This is a genomic window from Bradyrhizobium sp. Bra78 (genome assembly GCF_024519855.1).
Taxonomy (GTDB): domain Bacteria; phylum Pseudomonadota; class Alphaproteobacteria; order Rhizobiales; family Xanthobacteraceae; genus Bradyrhizobium; species Bradyrhizobium japonicum_G.
In genome coordinates this window covers 1-16,176 of record NZ_JALJRE010000019.1, presented here as the reverse complement: position 1 = coordinate 16,176, position 16,176 = coordinate 1, and the positions used below count along the sequence as shown (strand labels likewise).

At 64.0% G+C, this 16,176-nt stretch carries 18 protein-coding genes and 1 tRNA gene; 7 read left to right on the top strand and 12 right to left on the bottom strand.

Annotated features, from left to right (window positions below):
• Positions 1-202: 202 nt before the first annotated feature.
• Positions 203-1,117, top strand: a complete 915-nt coding sequence (locus tag OC450_RS31180) for a DMT family transporter (protein WP_211383580.1) — start codon at positions 203-205, stop codon at positions 1,115-1,117.
• A gap of 172 nt (positions 1,118-1,289) precedes the next feature.
• On the opposite strand, the gene OC450_RS31175 is transcribed toward OC450_RS31180, so the two are convergent.
• The 3 genes from OC450_RS31175 to rplU all read right to left on the bottom strand — a co-directional run bounded on the left by OC450_RS31175 (position 1,290) and on the right by rplU (position 2,794).
• Complete coding sequence (locus tag OC450_RS31175; RefSeq protein ID WP_211383579.1) at positions 1,290-1,883, bottom strand: GNAT family N-acetyltransferase; 594 nt, start codon at positions 1,881-1,883, stop codon at positions 1,290-1,292.
• A gap of 154 nt (positions 1,884-2,037) precedes the next feature.
• Positions 2,038-2,307 carry a 50S ribosomal protein L27 gene (gene rpmA, locus OC450_RS31170; protein WP_008137923.1) on the bottom strand — a complete coding sequence of 90 codons (270 nt, stop codon included), beginning with the start codon at positions 2,305-2,307 and terminating at the stop codon, positions 2,038-2,040.
• A gap of 97 nt (positions 2,308-2,404) precedes the next feature.
• Positions 2,405-2,794, bottom strand: a complete 390-nt coding sequence (rplU, locus tag OC450_RS31165; RefSeq protein ID WP_256808657.1) for a 50S ribosomal protein L21 — start codon at positions 2,792-2,794, stop codon at positions 2,405-2,407.
• Positions 2,795-3,123: 329 nt separating this feature from the next.
• Here rplU and OC450_RS31160 point away from each other — a divergent pair, with 329 nt between their 5' ends.
• Complete coding sequence (locus OC450_RS31160; RefSeq protein ID WP_256808654.1) at positions 3,124-4,269, top strand: ROK family protein; 1,146 nt, start codon at positions 3,124-3,126, stop codon at positions 4,267-4,269.
• 592 nt (positions 4,270-4,861) lie between these two features.
• Here OC450_RS31160 and OC450_RS31155 read toward each other — a convergent pair.
• Positions 4,862-5,725, bottom strand: coding sequence for an alpha/beta fold hydrolase (locus OC450_RS31155; RefSeq protein ID WP_262049278.1), 864 nt, complete (start codon positions 5,723-5,725; stop codon positions 4,862-4,864).
• A 236-nt stretch (positions 5,726-5,961) separates the two neighbouring features.
• On the opposite strand from OC450_RS31155, the gene OC450_RS31150 reads away from it, so the two are divergent.
• Positions 5,962-6,051, top strand: a tRNA-Ser gene (locus OC450_RS31150).
• Between the two features lie 82 nt (positions 6,052-6,133).
• Here OC450_RS31150 and OC450_RS31145 read toward each other — a convergent pair.
• On the bottom strand, positions 6,134-6,355 hold the full coding sequence (locus tag OC450_RS31145) for a hypothetical protein (protein ID WP_211383575.1): 222 nt from the start codon (positions 6,353-6,355) through the stop codon (positions 6,134-6,136).
• Positions 6,352-6,642, bottom strand: a complete 291-nt coding sequence (locus OC450_RS31140) for a hypothetical protein (protein WP_211383574.1) — start codon at positions 6,640-6,642, stop codon at positions 6,352-6,354. The genes OC450_RS31145 and OC450_RS31140 overlap by 4 nt, the downstream gene beginning before the upstream one ends.
• A 723-nt stretch (positions 6,643-7,365) precedes the next feature.
• Between OC450_RS31140 and OC450_RS31135 the strand changes: the two genes are divergently transcribed.
• A complete protein-coding gene (locus OC450_RS31135; protein ID WP_262049277.1) occupies positions 7,366-8,226 on the top strand; it encodes a DMT family transporter in 861 nt (286 codons plus the stop codon).
• Positions 8,227-8,237: 11 nt separating this feature from the next.
• Here OC450_RS31135 and OC450_RS31130 read toward each other — a convergent pair whose 3' ends face one another.
• Positions 8,238-9,452, bottom strand: a complete 1,215-nt coding sequence (locus OC450_RS31130; RefSeq protein WP_262049276.1) for an EAL domain-containing protein — start codon at positions 9,450-9,452, stop codon at positions 8,238-8,240.
• Positions 9,453-9,522: 70 nt separating this feature from the next.
• Here OC450_RS31130 and OC450_RS31125 point away from each other — a divergent pair, with 70 nt between their 5' ends.
• Positions 9,523-9,726, top strand: a complete 204-nt coding sequence (locus tag OC450_RS31125) for a hypothetical protein (RefSeq protein ID WP_262049275.1) — start codon at positions 9,523-9,525, stop codon at positions 9,724-9,726.
• Between the two features lie 317 nt (positions 9,727-10,043).
• Here the strand turns inward: OC450_RS31125 and OC450_RS31120 are convergent, their stop codons facing one another.
• Positions 10,044-11,207: a hypothetical protein gene (locus OC450_RS31120; protein ID WP_262049274.1), complete on the bottom strand. Its 1,164-nt coding sequence runs from the start codon at positions 11,205-11,207 to the stop codon at positions 10,044-10,046.
• A gap of 337 nt (positions 11,208-11,544) precedes the next feature.
• Between OC450_RS31120 and OC450_RS31115 the strand changes: the two genes are divergently transcribed.
• Positions 11,545-12,168, top strand: coding sequence for a helix-turn-helix domain-containing protein (locus OC450_RS31115; protein ID WP_262049273.1), 624 nt, complete (start codon positions 11,545-11,547; stop codon positions 12,166-12,168).
• A gap of 81 nt (positions 12,169-12,249) precedes the next feature.
• Here OC450_RS31115 and OC450_RS31110 read toward each other — a convergent pair whose 3' ends face one another.
• The 4 genes from OC450_RS31110 to OC450_RS31095 form a co-directional block, all read right to left on the bottom strand.
• The gene (locus OC450_RS31110) at positions 12,250-12,498 is read right to left on the bottom strand and encodes a hypothetical protein (RefSeq protein ID WP_211383569.1); all 249 of its coding nucleotides are present in this window, start codon (positions 12,496-12,498) and stop codon (positions 12,250-12,252) included.
• A 162-nt stretch (positions 12,499-12,660) separates the two neighbouring features.
• On the bottom strand, positions 12,661-13,038 hold the full coding sequence (locus OC450_RS31105) for an Hpt domain-containing protein (protein WP_211383568.1): 378 nt from the start codon (positions 13,036-13,038) through the stop codon (positions 12,661-12,663).
• A gap of 153 nt (positions 13,039-13,191) precedes the next feature.
• Positions 13,192-13,890, bottom strand: a complete 699-nt coding sequence (locus OC450_RS31100; RefSeq protein WP_211384204.1) for a Crp/Fnr family transcriptional regulator — start codon at positions 13,888-13,890, stop codon at positions 13,192-13,194.
• Positions 13,891-14,078: 188 nt separating this feature from the next.
• Positions 14,079-14,789 carry a Crp/Fnr family transcriptional regulator gene (locus OC450_RS31095; RefSeq protein ID WP_262049305.1) on the bottom strand — a complete coding sequence of 237 codons (711 nt, stop codon included), beginning with the start codon at positions 14,787-14,789 and terminating at the stop codon, positions 14,079-14,081.
• 433 nt (positions 14,790-15,222) lie between these two features.
• On the opposite strand from OC450_RS31095, the gene OC450_RS31090 reads away from it, so the two are divergent.
• Positions 15,223-15,705 (top strand): response regulator, encoded by a 483-nt coding sequence (locus OC450_RS31090; protein WP_410050528.1) that lies wholly within the window; start codon positions 15,223-15,225, stop codon positions 15,703-15,705.
• The last annotated feature ends 471 nt before the right edge of the window (positions 15,706-16,176 follow it).

Sequence of the window (16,176 nt, the reverse complement as noted above, 5' to 3'; positions counted from 1 at the left end):
CCGTTCAATTCGGCGAAGCGGGCTTGTCCCGGCTGCCCACGTCATTAAAACGACCGCAAGCGACTCTATTCGCCGGTTTCCGAACGCTCTCCGCCCGTCATTGCGAGCGAAGCGAAGCAATCCAGATCGCCTCCGCGGACACAGTCTGGATTGTTTCGTCGCAAGAGCTCCTCGCAACGACGGGTTTCCACGATCGACAGCAATGCCTCTCTTCAAAAACCTCTCCGCCTATGATGATCGCTCCGCGCGCCTTGCCGGCATCGCACTCATGGTGCTGTCGATCTTCATGTTCTCGTTTGGCGATGCCATGGGCAAGTTCCTGGTCGGGACGTATTCGGTGGGGCAATTGCTGTTCCTGCGCGCCTGCGCGGCGCTGCTGCTGCTGTCGCCGCTGGTCTGGCGGCAGCGCCACCAGTTCCTGCATCTGGAGCGGCCGCGCCTGCAGCTCTTCCGCGTCGTGCTGTCGACGCTCGAGGTCGCCGCCTTCTTCCTTGCGACCGTCTATCTGCCGCTTGCCGACGTCATCACCTATTATCTGGCCGGGCCGATTTTCGTCACCGCGATGTCGGCGGTGTTCCTGGGCGAGAAGGTCGGCTGGCGGCGCTGGACGGCGATCCTGATCGGCTTCTGCGGCGTCCTGATCGCGCTGCGGCCGTCGGCGCAGACCGTCAGCCTGCCGGCGCTGATCGCGCTCGGCGGCAGCCTGTCGTTCGCAACCTTGATGCTGATCACGCGCAGCCTGCGCAAGACGCCGGACATCGTGATGGCGTCCTCGCAATTCGTCGGCACGTTCCTGCTCGGCGCGGTGCTGTCGGCGTTCCACTGGGTGCCGCCGACATCGGGCAGCCTCGCGATCTTCGCGCTGGCAGGGTGCATCTCGGTGACCGCGCTGTTCTGCGTCAACCGCTCGCTCAAGCTCGCACCGGCCAGTGTCGTCGTGCCCTATCAATATTCGATGATCGTCTGGGCCGTGATCTTCGGCTTCGTCGTGTTCGGCGACGTGCCGTCCATCGCCACCATCGTCGGCGCCGTCATCATCATCGGCGCCGGCTTCTACATCTACTTGCGCGAGCGCGATCTGGGGCGCCCGAGTGCAGAGGTGAATCCGCCGGCGTAGCTCTTACCCTCCCCTGGAGGGGGAGGGTCGATCGCGCGAAGCGCGAGCGGGGTGGGGTGATCTCTCCGCACGGGCACTGTTGGACGGGCAGAGACCGTCACCCCACCCCGTCTCACATCTTCGCTGCGCTCAATGTGAGCCGACCCTCCCCCTCCAGGGGAGGGTAAACGCCCTACCTCACCCGTCGCGCGCTGCTCCAGCTCTTCAGCGACGACCACACCCCGCGCGAGAGGCGGAAGCAGTCGACGGGCGTGGAGGAGCCCAGCGCCAGGAAGCGGTGCAGCTGGACCCCGCTCCACTGGAAGCCGCACTTCTCCAGCACGTTGCGCGACGCCGGATTGGTGACGCGCGCGCCGGCATGGAGGTGCTCGTCCTCGAACTCCTCGAAGAAGAAGTCGATCGCGCCGCGCGCGGCCTCGGTGGCAAAGCCCCGGCCCCAATGCTCGACGCCGAGCCAATAGCCGAGCTCGGCATTGTCGGGCGTCGAGCAGTCGATGCCGACCATGCCGACCGGTCCGCTGTCGTGCTCGATCAGGAACACGGTCTCGCTGCCGAGCGCGGCGGTGGCGCGGACGAATTCGACGGCGTCGTCCTGCGAATAGGGATGCGGCAGGCGGCGGGTGTTCTCCGCGACACGGCGGTCATTGGCGAGGAGGGCGATGGTCCTGACGTCGGCGAGTGTCGGCCGCCGCAAGGTCAGCCGCTCGGTGGCGACGACGCTGGGTCTCGCCTCCCGCAAGGTCACGCTCGAAAAATCCTGCAACATGTCCGGCTCCGTCGAAGTCACTAAGTGAAAAGTGAGGACGCAAACGAAAGGGGAGGCCGGTTTCCCTGCCTCCCCTGGAGCCTTCGATCTTTTGATCTTCAGGACTCCGCCGGTTCGGTCAAGGACCCGGCGGACTCCAGATTTGATCCGCCGTCTATTCAGCCGCCTCTGCGAGCGGGAGCACCGATACGAAGGTGCGGCCGTTGGCTTTGGCCTGGAACGTGACGCGACCCTCGATCTTGGCGAACAGAGTGTGGTCCGTGCCCATGCCGACATTAAGGCCGGGATGCCAGGTGGTGCCGCGCTGACGCGCAATGATGTTGCCGGGAATGACGACTTCCCCGCCGAACGCCTTGATACCGAGGCGCTTACCCTTGGAATCGCGACCGTTGCGCGATGAACCGCCTGCTTTTTTGTGAGCCATGGCTCGTCTCCGAAATCCTGCGTATGTCTAGATCAATTCCTTGACGGAATCATTTCACGATTTCCCACGCATCAATTCGTGATTGCGCGTGACAAAATTATGCGGCGGCTTCTTCGGTTGCCTTTTCCTTGACGACCTTTTCCCGCTTCGGACGCGGGCCCTTGGTGGGCTTGGCGTTGTCGGTCAGGATCTCGCTGATGCGAAGCACCGTGATCTCGTCGCGGTAGCCGCGCTTGCGGCGCGAGTTCTTGCGGCGGCGCTTCTTGAACGCGATGACCTTGGGGCCGCGCTTGTGGTCGAGCACCTCGACGGCCACGGACGCACCGGCCACCGTCGGAATGCCCAGGACCGGCGTGTCGCCGCCGACCAGCAGAACTTCGTTCAACTGCACGATCGTGCCGACTTCGGCTTCGATCTTGCCTACTTCGAGAACATCATCCGGCACGACGCGGTATTGCTTGCCGCCGGTTTTGATGACTGCGAACATCGTTTTTTCTCCGTGTTCAAATCCCGGCCTCGCGACGAAATTCGTCCGGGCCGGCTTTTTGTCAGTCGCTATGGGTTTATGCGAGTTTTGTGCGGGCGGGAGTTATCCCTTTGAAAACCCACGCAAAAACAAGCGGCGCGAGAAACGCCCCGCGCCGGTTGTGGGACTTATAGCCGCGATCCCCGCCGAGTCAAGGAAAACTGCCGAAAACGGCCCGGATTTGAAGGATTTGGCCGTTCGCATGCCCGCAATCGAATCCCGGTCCGCGCTGCAACCAACGGGTTCCCTCGTCGTTGTCCCCGCGAATTCTCGCGCGGGCAGGGCTTAGCATGGCAACAGACGAGCTGGTGAAGACGACGACGGGCATCGCCCATCACGGGGCGGAGCGGCTGCCCTCGGTGGACGTCGACAGTTTCAACATCGAGATGAAGGACGAGGACGGTTTTCTCGGCGACCGCGCCAGCAGGGGCGCGTTCCGCAAGATCCTCGAGCGCTGGCGCAAGCCGCTGCGCAAGACCGGCGAGGATCCGTTCGGCAAGGAGCCCTCGGAGAACGTCAGCAAGAAGACGCTGGACGCCATGCTGGCCGGCGACGACACCGAGGCCTCCGCGGTGGTGCACAGCGCGATCGAGGATTTCGCCCAGGAGCTCGCTTACGTCACGCGGCGTTTCCTCAAGTCCAAGGCCTGGGGGAAGACCGAGCGCATCGTGGTCGGCGGTGGATTCCGCGATTCCCGGCTGGGTGAGCTCGCGATCGCGCGCACCGAGATCATCCTCAAGGCCGAGGAGTTCAAGATCGACATGACGCCGATCCGCCATCACCCGGATGAAGCCGGCCTGCTCGGCGCGCTGCATCTGGCGCCGTCTTGGATCTTCGAGGCCCATGACAGCATTCTGGCCGTCGACATCGGCGGCACCAACATCCGCTGCGGCCTGGTTGAGACCAGCTGGAAGAAGGCCAAGGACCTCTCGAAGGCCAAGGTCGTGAACTCCGACCTGTGGCGTCATGCCGACGACGAGCCGACGCGCGAAGGCGCGGTGAAGCGGCTCACCAAGATGCTGAAGGCGCTGATCGCCGAGGCCGAAAAGGAAGGCTACAAGCTCGCGCCCTTCATCGGCATCGCCTGTCCCGGCGTGATCAACGCGGACGGCTCGATCGAGAAGGGCGCGCAGAACCTGCCGGGCAATTGGGAGAGCAGCAAGTTCAACCTGCCGGCGAGCCTGATCGAGGGCATTCCGCAGATCGGCGAGCACGACACCGCGATCCTGATGCACAATGACGGCGTGGTTCAGGGCCTGTCCGAGGTGCCGTTCATGCAGGACGTCGACCGCTGGGGCGTGCTCACCATCGGCACCGGGCTCGGCAACGCCCGCTTCACCAACCGCCGCAAGGACGGCGGCAATGGCAAGGACAAGGACCGGGATTCTACCGAGAACGGCAAGGACAACGGGAAGAAAAAGAGCAAGGGTGACTGAAGAGAATGCTTCAGGTTGGATCACCGGCCGCGGGCTTGCTCCGCCTCTCCCGCTCGCGGGAGAGGCGGACGCGCCTCGGGCGATGCGAAGCATCGTCCCGCGCGCGGCGGGTGAGGGTCTCTCCACGCGGGAGTTCTCGATGGGGGAGACACCGGCTCCAGAGTAACCTTGACTGGTTAGGTTAAGGACCGGATTGCGTTGCGGCGCACGGCCCGCACGCTAGGGTCGAATCGTCGCCTCACCTGGCTGGCGAAGCCGCCCTTCCCAGCCAGTATTTCAATGAGCGGCACGGGACCGCCAGTGTTTACCGCGTCTGGCGGTCCCACCCCTGCTCGAGAGCATGATGAGACGGGACTCGCGCCCTAACAAAGGTGCGTTCCCTCCCCCCTTGTGGGGGAGGGCTAGGGAGAGGGGTAGCCCAGGAAAAGGTGACGGTCGTTGATGGCGTGGCGGGACGGATGCGCGACGAAGAGAATTCCCGTGTGGCACCCCCCTCACTGCCCCTCCCCCACAAGGGGGGAGGGAACGGAGAGAGCGCTGCCGTCGGCCAAGCGCGATCGACTTCAACCCATCCGCTCCAGCTTCCCCGAATTCAACCCCAGCCGATTCTCTGAAAGAACGCCGCGATCTCGGCTGCCGCGCGATCGGGATCTTCCCGATGCGGGAAGTGTCCAACGTCGGGAAACATCGCAACATCGACATTGCCAAAGGTCTCCCCGAGCCGGTCGGTCCAGGCATAGGGAAACAGCGGATCGTGCTCGGCCCAGCGGACGCAGGTCGGCACGTCGATTGGCGGCAGTCGTGACGCCTCGCCCTTCATCATCGCGACACGCCCGGCATGCGACGCGCGATAATGCGCAAAGCCGCCGGCGATGTTGCCCGGCTTGAAAAAATTGTCGGCGAAGGCGTCGAGGACGTCGTCGAAGGCATTCTTTCGATGCGCCCAGCCCTTCAGGAAGTGGCTGATATAGAGCTGGCAGGTCTCGCGGCTCGCGCCCACGAGCGCGGGCGCCATCTCCATCTGGTGGAAAGATTGATACCAGATGTGGTTGAGCCGGTCGGGCGCCGCCATGCGCGGTCCGATGCCGGGATAGACGAAATCGAAGAAGAACAGCCCGGCGATCCGCTCCGGTGCCTGCCGGGCCAGCGGCTGCATCACGGCGCCGCCGACATCATGGCCGACCACGGCGAATCGCGCGATGCCGAGCCCGTCCATCAGCGCCAGCACGTCCGCCGCATGGCCATCGGGCCCGTAAGGCCCGTCTGGCTTGTCGCTGCCGCCGAAGCCGCGCAGATCGGGCGTGACCAGCATGAAGCGATCGGCCAACCGGGCCATCACCGGCTCCCAGGTCAGCCAGAATTCCGGCCAACCATGCAGCAAAAGCAGCGGTTTGCCCCGTCCGGCGCGGGCCACGTGGAAATTGGCGCCGTTGGCCTTGATCGTGAGATGCTCCATGGCAATTCCTTCCGGCGACGAGAGCGTTTTCGAGCGAAGTGGAGACCGGTTCGCGTCAAGAAAGCGCGCCAAAACAAGAATCTGGAGCCCCGTTCCGATCCATCGGAACGGAAGTGGCTCCAGCACAGGGATGAAAGAGGCAGCGGATTTTCCCCTTTGGCGCCTTGTCTGGCCCGCCAACCTCGCCTATTAACGCCCCCAACCACAGGGGCCCTGCTCCTACCTTGGCGCCTTCAGGAGAGGTGGCAGAGTGGTTGAATGCACCGCACTCGAAATGCGGCATAGGTGCAAGCCTATCGGGGGTTCGAATCCCTCCCTCTCCGCCATACTGATTTAATCCCTTGCGACTTTTCCTGTTCAACCTCCGACCTGACCCCATGTGGGCAAGGCTCGCGAGAGGCGTTCGGTTCATCCAAGTGCTGGTCGTGTTAGGTGGGGCTTCGGTGCCGGTCCTTCCTCGGGCCAAATGACTGCAACGATCCGCTGGCTAAATTGCTTCCGGACGAAGCCGTCCCAGCCGCCGAGCCCTCCGTCCACGTTGCGGAAGGCCGCCAGCTTGTCGGCCACCTGAACCGCCCCAGCGGCGCGCAGCCTTTCCACCGCCATTTGGTGGGTGACAGGGTCGTTCATCGCTTCTTCCTTACTTCGAGATGCTCGGGGCCGAGCCAGCAACTAGGCAGGGTATAGTCGTTCGCAAAGTTGCCGGCATAAAGCGACCTGGCAAAAGTGGCCGCTTGAATCTCCGCCCGGACTTTATCTTTGGTAAGGTCGAGTGCGCGGTCGTTATCATCAATCTTCGCCACTGCCTCTGTTCGGTGGCAGGTACGCAAATTCGCGCTGGCATATTCTGCCAGGATTTTCAGCTTCGGCAGTTCGTCTGCAAGATGAATCCCGTGCGGATCGACGATGTCCGCCACGGATAGTTCCGTCAGCATGTTCGGAGAAGAAGATGAAGTCCGGCCGCACGATTTTCATTTCGTCGCCGTCTTTGTATGTCACTCCTAGAGAATCCTGACTTGCTCGGTCCGGGTTGCGATACCAAGCGATAGTACCTTCTCGCTGCAATTCGGCCGCGACAACACTACCCTCCCATGAATTGAAATGCTCCGGGAACGGCCATCGCTGTCACATAAGAGGTGCTTCTCTAAGCGCGGTAGATCGAACACCGTCCCATTCGGCTCACGCGCTGTCGTCGGTTGCATCCAACTGTTGGGGCGAGCAAGATCAACATCCAATGGGTGCGCGCTCATTTCTCGGATTTGCCGCCGATGCTGCGGACGAACAGCAACGTGAAGTCGGAATGATCGGGCGCGTCCGAAGAGAAAATCGCCTGCGTTTGCTGCGGCAGGTTCACTGATGTCCGTTGCTCTCACGGGCCCTGCAATGATGACATCATGCTCCTGTGTTGCCCGACGAGTCAAACGACGCGCGACGTCATCCGAATCCTCCGACACTAGGATCGCCGCCCGGTCAAACGAGTCCGGGCCCCGCGTAAGTCATTGATCCTGCATCCGCCGCCTACTGTGCATGGGGTTGTTTTCGACTTTTTTGTCGTCCCGCCCCGGAAGGCTTAAGTGTAATCATCACGACCCCCGGCTGGCCTCTCCAGATCGGATCACCATCCACCAAGCGAGACCAACATGCACTCTTCCGCCACCGGCTGGGGCAACGGGCTTCTCGGCGTCATCATCTTCAGCGGCTCGCTGCCGGCGACGCGCGTCGCGGTCGGCGGATTTTCCGCGCTGTTCCTGACCTCGGTGCGCGCGGTGATCGCGGCGCTGATCGGCGTGGCCGTGCTCGGCCTGCTCCGCCAGGCGTGGCCGCAGCGCAAGGATCTCGCCTCGCTCGCCATCGTCGCCATCGGCGTGGTGGTCGGCTTTCCGCTGCTGACGGCGCTCGCGCTGCAGCACATCACCTCGGCGCATTCGATCGTCTTCATCGGGCTGTTGCCGCTCTCCACCGCGATCTTCGGCGTGCTGCGCGGCGGCGAGCGGCCGCAGCCGATGTTCTGGCTGTTCGCCGTGCTCGGCAGCGCCACGGTCGCGGGCTTCGCCCTGTCCAACGACGGCACCGCATCGCTTCGCGGCGACCTCCTGATGGTCGCCGCGATCGTGCTGTGCGGGCTCGGCTATGCCGAGGGCGCCGCGCTATCGCGCCGGCTCGGCGGCTGGCAGGTGATCTCCTGGGCGCTGCTGCTGGCGCTGCCGCTGATGGTGCCGCTCGCGGTCTGGACCTGGCCGCCGGACTGGAGCGGCGTCGGTGCGCCCGCCTGGATCGGGCTCGCCTACGTGTCGGTCTTCAGCATGTTCGTCGGTTTCATCTTCTGGTACCGCGGACTTGCGATCGGCGGCATCGCCCGTGTCGGCCAGTTGCAGCAGCTCCAGCCGTTCTTCGGTCTTGCGCTCGCCGGCCTGCTGCTGCGCGAGCCCGTCGCCTGGAGCATGATCGCGGCGACCGCGCTGGTGGTCGCCTGCGTCTTCTTCGCGCGGCGGTTTGCCTGAGGCGGGCGGCCTCACTCGCCTCCCATCACGGTCCGCGTCAACGTGCTTCTTGCAAACTTCTTCAGCGGCATCGGCTTTCCGAACAGGAAACCCTGCACGAGGTCGAAGCCGAGTTCGCTGGCGACGACGAGGTCGGCGCGGCTCTCGACGCCCTCGGCGACCGCGTGCACGCCATAGCCATGCGAAAGCTCGACGATGTGGCGGCACACCGTGCGCTTGAGCCGGTCATTGCCGCTGCCGGTGACGAAGTGCCGGTCGGCCTTCAGCTTGATGAAGGGAATCTTGCCGAGGTCCATCAGCGACGGCCAGTTGGCGCCGAGATTGTCGACCGACAGGCCGATATTGTGCAGACGCACTTCGCGGGCGACCTCGACGAGGAGATCGAGATCGCGGATCGCCTCCTCGCTGTCGATCTCGATCGTCAGCCCGCCGAAGGCCGGATGCGTCGGCATGCGGCGGCAGAGATCGCGCACGGCCTGCGGCTCCTTCAGATACGCCGCCGGCAGGTTGATCGAGAGATCGACCGGGCTCTGCCGCTCCAGCAGATAGTGCCAGTCCTGCACGGCGCGCTCGATCACGAATTCCGAGAGGTCGCGCAGATGCGGATCGTGCGCCTCGGGGATGAAATAGGCCGGCGGCACCACGCCCCAGGTCGGATGACGCATCCGCACCAGCGCCTCGGCGCCGCTGCGGACCAGCGTGCGCGCGTCGATCCTGGGCTGGTACCAGAGCTCGAGCCAGCCGGCATGCAGCGCCTCGCCGACGTGCACGGCCGGGCTCGGCGCCGGCTCGTCCGGCAGCAGCATCGCGACGCGCTCGCGCAGCGTCTCCGCGGCAAAGGGCGTCGTCAGCGGCGGCAGCATCGCAAGGCCGTATTCCTCGCCGACCTGCTGCACGGCCCGAACGATGATCGACTCGCGGGCGCCGACGGCCAGAACCTTGCCGTCGAAGCCCTCGCGCACCAGCGTCTCGAGAAACGTGCCGGGCTCGATGCCGTCGGCGGCGATGCCGAGCAGAATCAGGTCGGGCAGTTCGCGCGTCAGCACGCCCTGCAGCTCGTCGGCGCTGGCGCATTCGGTGGTGACGAAGCCGAGATCCTCCAGCACTTCGGCGAGAAAGGCGCGCAAATGGCGCTTGCCGTCGGCAACGCATGCTCGCGGCGTTACCTTTCGCCGTCCGAAGGTTTTTGGCCTTCGTCCGGCGAGTTCAACAATTTCGTCGTTCATCGCAAACCACTCCCGTTCCGCGACGGTGTTAGCGACGTGAGCAGTTTCAAATATGGAAGGCTTCAGCCGAATGCTGGATTATCTGGGTAACGTTAAAGCGCGCATCATTCCTAAAATTGTTCGGATCTCCTTCGCGAAGTTTTCACGTCTGGACACGCGTGGCGTGCAGGCCTGCGACAATCATGCGGGGATTTCGCGACGCGCGGTTCGACGCCGCGCGCGCCAGGTGTCCTGCAATTGGACGGGCCTGAGCGCACTTCGCCCAATTGAATAATGCCGGCCTCAATTGGCCGTATGCGCCCGAGCATGGAAGCGAGCGACGCGATCGAAGAACTCATCTTCGCGCGACGTGCGCATATTGCCGCCTGGCTCGTGACAGTTCCGCGACAATGCGCCGGGCGGCAAATGTGAAGCACGTCACATGCGCATTGCTGCACCTGCGCTAATGCTCGCGACAGCCGGTGGTGGGCTGTCGAAGGATCGCAGCAATGACGACGCGGCGACTATTGTATTGGTGGTTCAGATTCGTGCTGTCGGGACGATTTCTCGACCGCTTCCTTTGCCTGCCGCGCTAGCGCTCGCGGCACAAGATCAGGTTTGCCCGATCAATTTGCGGAACGCCGCCGCGCCGTCCTCGATCGCATCGCGTCCCTTCCAGGCCAGATAGGACAGCTTTCCGCCCAGCGTGTCGTGGCTGCGCAGCCGGCGCGATCCGAGGATGTGGCCGACATTGGACGGGAAGCGGCTCACCTCGGCGGACACCAGCGCCGCGATCGCGTCCATCAATTGCTGCAGGCGGATGCCCCATTCGCAATGTTCGATGCCGTCGATGCGCACCTTGAGCGCGTATTCGGTGTCGTAGATCTCGGAGAGCAGGTCGCGCGCGACCAGCACCCGGTTGTGCCGGAGTGCGATGCGCAAGGCGAGGCGCTTGTCGTCGAGTTGGTCGAGCGCCATGTGGACGACACAGGCGTAGGGCGTGGCGGCGACGTCGGCGGCGCTCTTGCTCGCGGCGGCCTTGGTGGCAAGGCGCACCAATTGCCACGGCGTCTTCAACCGCCTCGCCACCAGCGCCAGCGCAAAGGGCAGCGCTTCGGGATTCGCCTTCTTGAAGGCATCGAGCCGCGCGGTGATCTGATCAACCAGGCCGTCGTCGAATTTCGCGATCTTCTCGGGCAGCTTTTCGCCGAACTTGGGCAGCGCGGCGCCGGCGCGCAGCACGTGCTGCATCTTCTTCACGTCGTCGAAGGCGGTGCGCGAGGCGGTGTATTGCGCGAGCTTGCCGCGCGCGAACTCGGTGCTCTCCGCCGAAGCGAAAGTGCTCTCGAGGACCTTGACGACCTTGGTCTGGAAGGTCGATGCGATCTTCAGCACTTCCTTGGGATTGTTGGCGGTGACCTGGTCGTTGATCGCCTTGATGTAGTCGCGCGCCATGGTCGGCAGCAGGTCGCGGCAGATCCATTCCCAGATCGGGGTGAGGGTGTTGCGCGAGATCCGCCCCATATTGGCATGCTCGGGTGCGCCGTCGATCAGGAGTAGCTCGAGCGGCGCGAAGAAATAGCGCGAGGGACTGGTGGCGCGCGCCTGGGTCGATCCGTCCTTGCGAAACTCGGCGCGCAGGCGCGACTGGATCTCGGGCGAGCCCGGCATGTCGATGCCGCACAGCTCGAGCCGCTCGAGTTCGCTGAGCAGACAGCTCCGCGACAGCGGCGTGAGCCTCTGCAGGAATTCCGACAGGCGGTCGATCTCGTTCATGGCACGCAGTCTTTCGCAGCGTTTCCCGCAAGGCTTGCGGGCCCAATGCGTGGAGGCATTTGCGCGCTCTCAATCGTGCTAAGAAAGCAAGCCGCCGTTAATTAATTCGTAAAATCCGGGGAACCGGCGTCGGGCGGGATTGGGTGGTGGAGCGGCTTTCCACCTCGCGGCTCAAGATTTGAGCGGAAATCTCAACCTTTGCGGGGACGGCGACAGCCCCGCGCAAGCACAAATTGTGCCGACGCCGTTGTTTGAGCGCAAAACTGTCGAAATCACCGTAGTCTTACGGAGCAAAAAGTTAACCACAGATCGCCCCCGGTTCCGCTAAATGAGTGACATGGGGTCACAGAATGATACGGCCACCGATTCGCGGCCGTCGGAACGGTACGAAAGCGGCGCTGCTCCAGCTGAAGAGCTCGATTTCGTCCGCCTGAACGCGGCTGGGGCCAAGGCGGCCGACGAGATGGCCGCGGCCATCGCCCGCGAGCTCAACGGCCCCCTCACGGCGCTGCTGCTTTACATGGGCGAGATCAAGCATCACAGCGATCAGCTCGCGCCTGTCACGGGTGACCGCGCCTATTTGCAGCGGGTGGTGGAGAATGCGCTGACGCAGACCGAGCGCGTTTGTGGCCTGGTCAAGCAGCTTGCGGGTCCTCACACGGGCGGCCCGCCGGTCCCGTCCAGGACCGAGGACGCCGAATCGAGAGCCGCGCGCGCGCCGCAGTCGCAGCGCCTGCCGAGCGCCGAGTTCCTCGGCCTGTCGGGCCAGAAGCGGCTGACCAAGCGCGAGCGCGAGGTGCTGAGGCTGATCAGCGAGGGCTATTCGAACAAGCAGGGTGCGCTTCGGATGCAGATCAGTCCGCGTACGTTCGAGAGCCATCGCGCGGAGGCGATGCGCAAGCTCGGTGCGCGCAACACCGCGGACCTCGTCCGTGCGGCGCTGCTGCATGCGATCGACTGAAGGTCTCGTATTGTGCCGTCCGCCGGCGGCGTGGGCCGCGCTTGAGCGATTGCTCGAGAAAGCCCGGGAATCCGATCGCGCTCAGAAATAATCTTCAGCGAAGGGACGCGTGCGCGGCGAGGGGCGCAGCGGCTTAAGCTCTTCCTTCGGTGCGTTGGGAATGATGGTGATGGTCCAGCGCGGCGGCATGCTCGATTCCTGCTCTACCACCGAACGCACGAAGCCGGTCACCGTCGATGCGCCAGCGGTCACCGTCGCCATCCGGCCGTTGAACTGCGCGATGCGGAAGCGACGAACTTCTTTCTGATCCGCGGTCTCGTATGTGAACATGGAAACCCTCCTGGTTTCCCGCGACTATCGCTACCTATGATTAGCCATCTGTGAAAATCCCAAACCGTAGAAGTACGGCGGGTTTGCACGCGAGAGGGATTAGGGCGTTTGCGAGCGGAGTGGATGCCGTTTCGCGTGAAGAAAACGCGTCAAAACAGGAATCTAGCCTTCCGGCTCCTGCGCGCGCGCGGCAGCGTAGGCGGCGTCCATCAGGTCGAGGAGGTCGCGGAATTCGGCGTCGCCGAGCTTCTCGGCGGTCTTCTCCAACCGCAGCGCCAGCGCCGCGAGCCTGACATAGCCGAACGTTCCCGCGGCGCTCTTCAGCGAATGCGCTTCGCGCGCGATCCTGGCGCGATGCTGCGCAAGCCAGAGCGCACGGAACAGTTGCAGGCGCGCACAGGTCTCGCTCCAGAACACGTCGCGCACTTCCCCGGCACCATCCTCGCCGATCTCGCGCACCAGCGCCTCGTACGCGCCCGGCTCGCGTGCAGTCTCGGCATCGAGCACTGTCTGCGCCGGCGCGACGGATACTTCAAACATGGCTTTGCCTGCCTCGATCACGATTGGCCCGCTGCGCGGCCCGTACCGGCGCAAGGCACGCTCGTGTCTACGGCATTCGAATTTCAGTTCCGGTAGCGGGACGCCCCGTGTTTGCAGGCCGCAATTAGCCGCCGGTTTACCACGACGCGCCGATCAGCGCGGGCCGAGCAGCCGGTCATACTGCGCCTTCACGGTGGCGTAGCATTCGCACGCCGTCCGGCGCAGGCCGTCCAGATTGAGGATCTGGATGTGGCCGCGGCTGTAGTGGATGAAATTGGCCTGCTGTAGGCTATTGGCGACCAGCGACACGCTGTTGCGCCGCGCGCCGATCATCTGCGCCATCGCCTCCTGGGTCAGCAGCAGCCGGTAGTCGCCCGAAAGGTCATGGGTGTGCAACAGACAGCGCGACAGCCGCGACTCCACGGGATGGGCGGCGTTGCAGCCCGCGGTCTGCTGGATCTGCACGTAGACCGCCAGCCCATGGCGCGTGAGCAGCGTCCGCAAGGTGGCGCTCTGATCGGCCGCGACGCGCAGCCGGTCGAGATCCACCACCGTCGCGACGCCGGGTACCAGCACGATTGCCGTATTCAGCGCGCATGCATCGCCCAGGGTCGAGAAAGCCCCGAACAGGCTGTCACGGCCGATCATGGCGACTTGCACATGCTCTCCCTTGGCGAGTTCCACCACCAGCGAGATGACGCCGCGATGGGGAAAGTAGGCGCGCTTGAGCGTCTCGCCGGTCTCGACCAGCACCGCGTCATGCGGCAGATCGACCGTACGCAGGTGCGGACGGATCAGTTCATAATCGTCTGCCGAAAGGGCGGACAGGAAACCGTTGGAGGGACGCACCATCGTTTCCAAAGCCGCCTCCCGTCTCCTGCACCTGCGACTCGCCGCAGGCGACGTCGCTTCCCGTGCGGGCAAGTTCCATCATGTTCCCGCCGGGATATATTGGCAATTGGGACAAGATGTCCGACCACGATGATCGCCGCTGCGTTGCTGCGTGCGCTTCGGCTTACGGGCTGATCGCGTCGCGGGCATCACCGCGAGGTTCCGACCAGGCGCGCGTGGCTGGCCTTCACCGCCGAATAGCAATCGCAGGACGTGGTCTCCAGCGCCCGCGGATCGATGATTTCGATCTGGCCGCGGGTGTAGCGAATGACGCCGGCACGCTGGAGCGCATGTGCGACCAGGGAAATGGCGTTGCGCCGCACGCCGATCATCTGCGCCAGCACCTCCTGTGTCAGCGGGAGGATTTCGCTGTCGCACAGGTCGCGGGCCCGCAACAGCCAGCGCGCCAGCCGTGCCTCGATCGGGTGGAGCGTGTTGCAGAGCAACGATTGCTGCGCGTGCGCGAGCATGGCCTGCTCATGGCGGACCATCAGGCTGCGAAACGCCGTGCTTGCGGCAGCAACCGTGCGGAAGGCCGTGATTTCGAGCATGGAAGCGGTTCCGGGGAACAGCACGACGGCGTCGGCCAGCGCGATGCCGTCGGCAAGCGCCGCACCGCCGCCCACGACGCTGTCGCGGCCCAGCATCGCGACTTCGATCGTCTGTCCTTCCGAAAGGCTGACCGTGATCGATACCGATCCGCCGTGCGGGAAGTAGATGTGTCTCAGCGCGGCACCGGCTTCACTCAAGACAGATTCCCTGACCATTTCGACCGTCGCGAGATGGGGACTCAGCAGATTCAAATCAGCCGCGTCGAGCAGTTGCAGCAACAGGTTGGGCGGCTGGTCGCTCGCGGTCATCAGGTCGATCCGGCGCGTTCGATAAATGCTCGGCATCGCGCTCTGTTCGGCGTCCAGTTGCGCGATGGCCAAAACATATTATACAGGTTGCGTCGCTATCCATATACCCGTTGGGAGGCAGACAGCCTGAGGCATTTGCGGCGGAAATGAGAATAGCGCGCTGATTCGCTCATGAGCCTGCGTGCCAATCCTGCGAGGATCGCAGGAAGAGGCGGCAAGGGGGCCATCATGAGCCGGAAGCATTGCATCCGCGGTGCCATCGGACGCCGGCCGAACCGCGCGGCCTCATTCGTTGGGCGCGCGCTTACAGCCCTCCAACATTGCTCCGATCCCTGGCGCCGGGTGGCGGCAGATCTTGCGTCCCTCGTCTTCCCCGTTCGGCCAACGAACCTCGCGACCATCCATTTTTCGGCTGAAAGCAAAGGAGAAAGGCGTGCCCCACGGTTCGATGATTGAATCGCCGAAACGGGAAGCTCAAATGGGGACAGATGGTCTGCGCCATATTCTCGTTGTCGACGACGACCCGATGGTCTGCATGGCCATCGAGATCTATCTCCAGCGCAACAATTTCCGGGTGACGATTGCCGAAGGAGGGGAATCCGGACTCCGCGCCCTCGAACACGAACAGTTCGACCTGATGATCATCGATATCTTCATGCCGCACATGCGCGGGTTCGAATCGATCCGGCTCTTTCACGAGCGGGCGCCGGCCATTCCGCTGATCGCGATGTCCGGCTACGCCTTCGCAAATCTGAATTCGCCGGCCCCCGATTTCCTCCGGATGGCGCTGGAGCTCGGTGCGGCGCGCTGTCTGCGCAAGCCGTTCACGCCGCATGCCCTGCTCGCCGCCATCAACGATTGTCTGTCGGAGCACCGTCCCGATGCCGACGCCGCCTCCGCCGCACGGCTGGGTTAGCGCGGCACCAACCGCCTCGGACGCGGGGTAACCCTTCGTTTACCGCAATGGCTGGCCTTGGGGATCCCGGCACGCCACGAAGCGACGGTGGCGCGAGCGCCCCTGTTTGCAGGCGGCGCGATCCAATTGCGCGAAGGCGCGCATATCGTCCTTGACGCGCAGGCCTTTCGCGCGGGTCTCGCCCCGCCGTTATCGGCACGTTTACCCAACGCGTCTCGCGCTCGCGGCGCAGTGCCGGTCTTGTTAAAAAACGCTGTCTCATGCGGCCGAACCGCAAACTTGTCTTCAATATCCGTATTAGCACGGAGGATGAAATTAACGGGACCGTGAAAAGGGATGTCTAACGATCCAGGGTAGGGCTTCCGTCCATGCCAAGCGCGGCTCAGGCGTAAAGGTCCAGGTCAGTAAGGCGTAGCTCATGGATGATCTGTTGCGGGAGTTTCTGACGGAGACCAGCGAGAGCCTGGACAC

Bases quoted from the DNA above. Each gene is read 5' to 3' on its own strand.
- OC450_RS31180 (WP_211383580.1), top strand. From the start codon at position 203: ATGCCTCTCTTCAAAAACCTCTCCGCCTATGATGATCGCTCCGCGCGC.
- OC450_RS31135 (WP_262049277.1), top strand. From the start codon at position 7,366: ATGCACTCTTCCGCCACCGGCTGGGGCAACGGGCTTCTCGGCGTCATC.
- OC450_RS31095 (WP_262049305.1), bottom strand. From the start codon at position 14,789: ATGACCGCGAGCGACCAGCCGCCCAACCTGTTGCTGCAACTGCTCGAC.
- OC450_RS31145 (WP_211383575.1), bottom strand. From the start codon at position 6,355: ATGAACGACCCTGTCACCCACCAAATGGCGGTGGAAAGGCTGCGCGCC.
- rplU (WP_256808657.1), bottom strand. From the start codon at position 2,794: ATGTTCGCAGTCATCAAAACCGGCGGCAAGCAATACCGCGTCGTGCCG.
- OC450_RS31115 (WP_262049273.1), top strand. From the start codon at position 11,545: ATGGGGTCACAGAATGATACGGCCACCGATTCGCGGCCGTCGGAACGG.
- OC450_RS31100 (WP_211384204.1), bottom strand. From the start codon at position 13,890: ATGGTGCGTCCCTCCAACGGTTTCCTGTCCGCCCTTTCGGCAGACGAT.
- OC450_RS31130 (WP_262049276.1), bottom strand. From the start codon at position 9,452: ATGAACGACGAAATTGTTGAACTCGCCGGACGAAGGCCAAAAACCTTC.
- OC450_RS31105 (WP_211383568.1), bottom strand. From the start codon at position 13,038: ATGTTTGAAGTATCCGTCGCGCCGGCGCAGACAGTGCTCGATGCCGAG.
- OC450_RS31120 (WP_262049274.1), bottom strand. From the start codon at position 11,207: ATGAACGAGATCGACCGCCTGTCGGAATTCCTGCAGAGGCTCACGCCG.
- rpmA (WP_008137923.1), bottom strand. From the start codon at position 2,307: ATGGCTCACAAAAAAGCAGGCGGTTCATCGCGCAACGGTCGCGATTCC.
- OC450_RS31110 (WP_211383569.1), bottom strand. From the start codon at position 12,498: ATGTTCACATACGAGACCGCGGATCAGAAAGAAGTTCGTCGCTTCCGC.
- OC450_RS31155 (WP_262049278.1), bottom strand. From the start codon at position 5,725: ATGGAGCATCTCACGATCAAGGCCAACGGCGCCAATTTCCACGTGGCC.
- OC450_RS31125 (WP_262049275.1), top strand. From the start codon at position 9,523: ATGCTGGATTATCTGGGTAACGTTAAAGCGCGCATCATTCCTAAAATT.
- OC450_RS31175 (WP_211383579.1), bottom strand. From the start codon at position 1,883: ATGTTGCAGGATTTTTCGAGCGTGACCTTGCGGGAGGCGAGACCCAGC.
- OC450_RS31160 (WP_256808654.1), top strand. From the start codon at position 3,124: ATGGCAACAGACGAGCTGGTGAAGACGACGACGGGCATCGCCCATCAC.